This window comes from Kineococcus auxinigenes, assembly GCF_050871525.1.
Classification (GTDB): Bacteria; Actinomycetota; Actinomycetes; order Actinomycetales; family Kineococcaceae; genus Kineococcus.
On sequence record NZ_JBKBCT010000123.1, the window covers coordinates 1 to 5,726 of the forward strand.

General features: G+C 58.6%; 3 rRNA genes. All 3 read left to right on the forward strand.

The window, feature by feature from the left end:
* Positions 1-105 precede the first annotated feature (105 nt).
* The 3 genes from ACRYR9_RS19365 to rrf all read left to right on the forward strand — a co-directional run bounded on the left by ACRYR9_RS19365 (position 106) and on the right by rrf (position 5,709).
* Positions 106-1,631: ribosomal RNA gene (locus ACRYR9_RS19365) — 16S ribosomal RNA — on the forward strand.
* Between the two features lie 599 nt (positions 1,632-2,230).
* A 23S ribosomal RNA gene (locus ACRYR9_RS19370) occupies positions 2,231-5,368 on the forward strand.
* A 224-nt stretch (positions 5,369-5,592) separates the two neighbouring features.
* Positions 5,593-5,709, forward strand: a 5S ribosomal RNA gene (gene rrf / locus ACRYR9_RS19375).
* The 16S, 23S and 5S rRNA genes sit together here, the layout of an rRNA operon.
* The last annotated feature ends 17 nt before the right edge of the window (positions 5,710-5,726 follow it).

Sequence of the window (5,726 nt, forward strand, 5' to 3'; positions counted from 1 at the left end):
TCCTCGCCAGGGGGGTGGGGGTTTCGAGATCAGAGGTCAAACTAAGCAAGTCAATTGCCTGACGCGTCTGCCGGTCGTTGTGCTGGTGGGGTGTTTATGGTTTTTTCGACGGAGAGTTTGATCCTGGCTCAGGACGAACGCTGGCGGCGTGCTTAACACATGCAAGTCGAACGGTGAACCCTTCGGGGGGATCAGTGGCGAACGGGTGAGTAACACGTGAGCAACCTGCCCTCAGCTCTGGGACAACCACTGGAAACGGTGGCTAATACCGGATACGACTCGCCCCGGCATCGGGTGCGGGTGGAAAGTTTTTCGGCTGGGGATGGGCTCGCGGCCTATCAGCTTGTTGGTGGGGTAATGGCCCACCAAGGCGACGACGGGTAGCCGGCCTGAGAGGGCGACCGGCCACACTGGGACTGAGACACGGCCCAGACTCCTACGGGAGGCAGCAGTGGGGAATATTGCACAATGGGCGCAAGCCTGATGCAGCGACGCCGCGTGAGGGATGACGGCCTTCGGGTTGTAAACCTCTTTCAGCAGGGAAGAAGCCACATTCCGGTGTGGTGACGGTACTTGCAGAAGAAGCACCGGCTAACTACGTGCCAGCAGCCGCGGTAATACGTAGGGTGCAAGCGTTGTCCGGAATTATTGGGCGTAAAGAGCTCGTAGGCGGTGTGTCGCGTCTGCTGTGAAAACTCAGGGCTCAACTCTGAGCTTGCAGTGGGTACGGGCACACTTGAGTGCGGTAGGGGAGACTGGAATTCCTGGTGTAGCGGTGAAATGCGCAGATATCAGGAGGAACACCGGTGGCGAAGGCGGGTCTCTGGGCCGTAACTGACGCTGAGGAGCGAAAGCATGGGGAGCGAACAGGATTAGATACCCTGGTAGTCCATGCCGTAAACGTTGGGCGCTAGGTGTGGGGTCCATTCCACGGATTCCGTGCCGCAGCTAACGCATTAAGCGCCCCGCCTGGGGAGTACGGCCGCAAGGCTAAAACTCAAAGGAATTGACGGGGGCCCGCACAAGCGGCGGAGCATGCGGATTAATTCGATGCAACGCGAAGAACCTTACCAAGGCTTGACATGCACGGTGGAACCCCAGAGATGGGGTGTCATTTAGTTGGTCGTGCACAGGTGGTGCATGGTTGTCGTCAGCTCGTGTCGTGAGATGTTGGGTTAAGTCCCGCAACGAGCGCAACCCTCGTTCCATGTTGCCAGCAGTTCGGCTGGGGACTCATGGGAGACTGCCGGGGTCAACTCGGAGGAAGGTGGGGATGACGTCAAATCATCATGCCCCTTATGTCTTGGGCTTCACGCATGCTACAATGGCCAGTACAGAGGGCTGCGATACCGTGAGGTGGAGCGAATCCCAAAAAGCTGGTCTCAGTTCGGATCGGGGTCTGCAACTCGACCCCGTGAAGTCGGAGTCGCTAGTAATCGCAGATCAGCAACGCTGCGGTGAATACGTTCCCGGGCCTTGTACACACCGCCCGTCACGTCATGAAAGTCGGTAACACCCGAAGCCGGTGGCCCAACCCGTCAGGGGGGGAGCTGTCGAAGGTGGGACTGGCGATTGGGACGAAGTCGTAACAAGGTAGCCGTACCGGAAGGTGCGGCTGGATCACCTCCTTTCTAAGGAGCAACTGCCACGCTCGCCTCGCCTGCCTTTGGTGGGTGCGGGTGTGGGGGAGCCGTCTACTCCAGCGCATGTCTGGAGGTCGGTGCTCGAGGGTGGAACATCAACACGGCATCAGGTGTCAGAAGGCATCGGTCAGTACGGTCCTCGTTCGCGGGGGCGTGGAACACCGTCTTCTTCTGGTTCGCCTGGTGCCTGGCGCACTGTTGGGTCCTGAGGGACCGGGCACCGCCGCTGGTGGGCAAGCACTCGTGCTTGTTCGCCGGTGGTGGGGTTCGTCTCCTTCTCAGGCCGTCTTGTGCAGGTCATACCGGTCACGGGTGCTCCTTTACGGGGTCGTGTGCTCCTTTGCGGGGTGCTGCGTGGTGTCTGGTGCTTGCGGTGAGCGAGATGGTGTCTGGTTGTTGTTTGAGAACTGCACAGTGGACGCGAGCATTGCAAAGTTCTTCTTTGTTGTGGTGCTTCGTCGAGTAGATTTTTTCTGTGTCTTTGTGGTTTGGGTTCTTTGCTTGGCCTTCGCTGCGCGTGGTGCTCTTCACCGGTGGGTGGTTGGTTCGTTGACTGCTGGCTGGTGGTGGGTGCTGGTGTGTGGTGGTGGCAAGTGTGTAAGGGCGCATGGTGGATGCCTTGGCATCAGGAGCCGATGAAGGACGTGGGAGCCTGCGATAAGCCTCGGGGAGTTGGCAACCGAACGGTGATCCGAGGGTGTCCGAATGGGGAAACCCGGCCGTCGTCATGGGCGGTCACCCGCATCTGAATGTATAGGGTGCGTGGAGGGAACGTGGGGAAGTGAAACATCTCAGTACCCACAGGAAGAGAAAACAACAGTGATTCCGTCAGTAGTGGCGAGCGAAAGCGGATGAGGCTAAACCGGCTCGTGTGTGAGACCTGGTAGGGGTTGCACGGTCGGGGTTGTGGGAGTGTGTTGGAGGCGGCTACCGACGCTTCGGGCAGTGAGAAAGTCGTGGTATAGCCGAAGGATCTGGGAAGGTCCGGCGTAGTGGGTGAAACCCCCGTAGGCGAAATGCTGCGGCCTGTCTGGGCGCATCTCCCGAGTAGCACGGGGCTCGTGGAATCTCGTGTGAATCTGCCAGGACCACCTGGTAAGCCTAAATACTTCCTGATGACCGATAGCGGACAAGTACCGTGAGGGAATGGTGAAAAGCACCCCGGGAGGGGAGTGAAATAGTACCTGAAACCGTGTGCCTACAATCCGTCGGAGCAGACTCGTTTCTGTGACGGCGTGCCTTTTGAAGAATGAGCCTGCGAGTTAGTGGTGCGTGGCGAGGTTAACCCGGGTGGGGTAGCCGTAGCGAAAGCGAGTCCGAACAGGGCGTTTCAGTCGCGTGCTCTAGACCCGAAGCGGAGTGATCTACCCATGGCCAGGTTGAAGCGCGGGTAAGACCGCGTGGAGGACCGAACCCACCAGGGTTGAAAACCTGGGGGATGAGCTGTGGGTAGGGGTGAAAGGCCAATCAAACTCCGTGATAGCTGGTTCTCCCCGAAATGCATTTAGGTGCAGCGTCACGTGTTTCTTGCTGGAGGTAGAGCTACTGGATGGCCGATGGGCCCCACCGGGTTACTGACGTCAGCCAAACTCCGAATGCCGGTAAGTCAGAGCGTGGCAGTGAGACTGCGGGGGATAAGCTTCGTAGTCGAGAGGGAAACAGCCCAGATCATCAGCTAAGGCCCCTAAGCGTGTGCTAAGTGGGAAAGGATGTGGAGTCGCGCAGACAACCAGGAGGTTGGCTTAGAAGCAGCCACCCTTGAAAGAGTGCGTAATAGCTCACTGGTCAAGTGATTCCGCGCCGACAATGTAGCGGGGCTCAAGTACACCGCCGAAGCTGTGGCATTCACACGTGAAACTCCAGGAGGGCTTGACCCTTTTGCAGGTGTGTGGATGGGTAGGGGAGCGTCGTGTGTGGGGTGAAGCGGCCGAGTGATCGTGTCGTGGACTGCACACGAGTGAGAATGCAGGCATGAGTAGCGAATGACGGGTGAGAAACCCGTCCGCCGATTGACCAAGGGTTCCAGGGCCAGGTTCATCCGCCCTGGGTAAGTCGGGACCTAAGGCGAGGCCGACAGGCGTAGTCGATGGACAACGGGTTGATATTCCCGTACCGGCGTAGAACCGTCCATGTTGAATCCGGTGATGCTAAGCACCCAAAGCCGGTCTCACCTTCGGGTGGGGCTTGGTGGAGCGTGTGGCCCGAGCCGGTAGTAGGCAAGCGTAGTAACAGGGGTGACGCAGGAGGGTAGCTTCCGCGTGGCGATGGTTGTCCACGTCCAAGGGTGTAGGGCGAGGTGTAGGTAAATCCGCACCTCTGACTTAGATGTCGTGCTTGAGACCTGATGGTGACCCCGTAGGGGGGAAGTAGGGTGATCCCATGCTGTCTAGAAAAGCCTCGGCGCGAGGTTCGAGCCGCCCGTACCCTAAACCGACTCAGGTGGTCAGGTAGAGAATACCGAGGCGATCGAGTGAATCGTGGTTAAGGAACTCGGCAAAATGCCCCCGTAACTTCGGGAGAAGGGGGGCCTGAGGCGTGAAGCCGCTTGCCGGCTAGCGTTTGAGGGCCGCAGAGACCAGGGGGAAGCGACTGTTTACTAAAAACACAGGTCCGTGCGAAGTCGCAAGACGATGTATACGGACTGACGCCTGCCCGGTGCTGGAACGTTAAGGGGACCGGTTACCCGCTCACGTGGGGACGCTGAGAACTTAAGCGCCAGTAAACGGCGGTGGTAACTATAACCATCCTAAGGTAGCGAAATTCCTTGTCGGGTAAGTTCCGACCTGCACGAATGGCGTAACGACTTCCCCGCTGTCTCAACCGCGAACTCGGCGAAATTGCACTACGAGTAAAGATGCTCGTTACGCGCAGCAGGACGGAAAGACCCCGGGACCTTCACTATAGCTTGGTATTGGTGTTCGGAACGGCTTGTGTAGGATAGGTGGGAGACGGTGAAGCGGTCACGCTAGTGGTCGTGGAGTCAACGTTGAAATACCACTCTGGTCGTTCTGGATGTCTAACTTCGGTCCGTGATCCGGATCAGGGACAGTGCCTGGTGGGTAGTTTAACTGGGGCGGTTGCCTCCTAAAGAGTAACGGAGGCGCCCAAAGGTTCCCTCAGCCTGGTTGGCAATCAGGTGTTGAGTGTAAGTGCACAAGGGAGCTTGACTGTGAGACAGACATGTCGAGCAGGGACGAAAGTCGGGACTAGTGATCCGGCCGTGGAGTGTGGAATCGCGGTCGCTCAACGGATAAAAGGTACCCCGGGGATAACAGGCTGATCTTGCCCAAGAGTCCATATCGACGGCATGGTTTGGCACCTCGATGTCGGCTCGTCGCATCCTGGGGCTGGAGTAGGTCCCAAGGGTTGGGCTGTTCGCCCATTAAAGCGGTACGCGAGCTGGGTTTAGAACGTCGTGAGACAGTTCGGTCCCTATCCGCTGCGCGCGCAGGAAACTTGAGAAGGGCTGTCCCTAGTACGAGAGGACCGGGACGGACGAACCTCTGGTGTGCCAGTTGTTCCGCCAGGAGCATGGCTGGTTGGCTACGTTCGGAAGGGATAACCGCTGAAGGCATCTAAGCGGGAAGCCTGCTTCGAGATGAGGTTTCCGTACCTTTCGGGGTGAGAGGCTCCCAGTAGACCACTGGGTTGATAGGCCGGGTGTGGAAGCAACGACGAGAGAGTTGTGGAGCTGACCGGTACTAATAAGCCGATCACTTGTTACCAGTGCACACCAGTTCCCATGTGGGGTGTTGGGTGTGGCGCGGGTTCGGGTGAAGGATCCAAAACGAGCAGAGCGTCGCAGAAGAAGTCCTCGAGGCGAAGTCGCCGTGGTGGGGAAGAACGTGCAATGCGTGAAAGAAGCGTCCGCTGTGTGGTTCTCAGGCCACAACCGTCTCTTGCCACCGGTGTGTGGGTGGTGGGGGTTGTGGGGTCCTGGCCCTTGTGGTCCGGTGGTCATAGCGGTGGGGAAACGCCCGGTTACATTCCGAACCCGGAAGCTAAGCCCGCCAGCGCTGATGGTACTGCTCGGGAGACTGGGTGGGAGAGTAGGACACCGCCGGCCACTCATCTTTGTGAGTG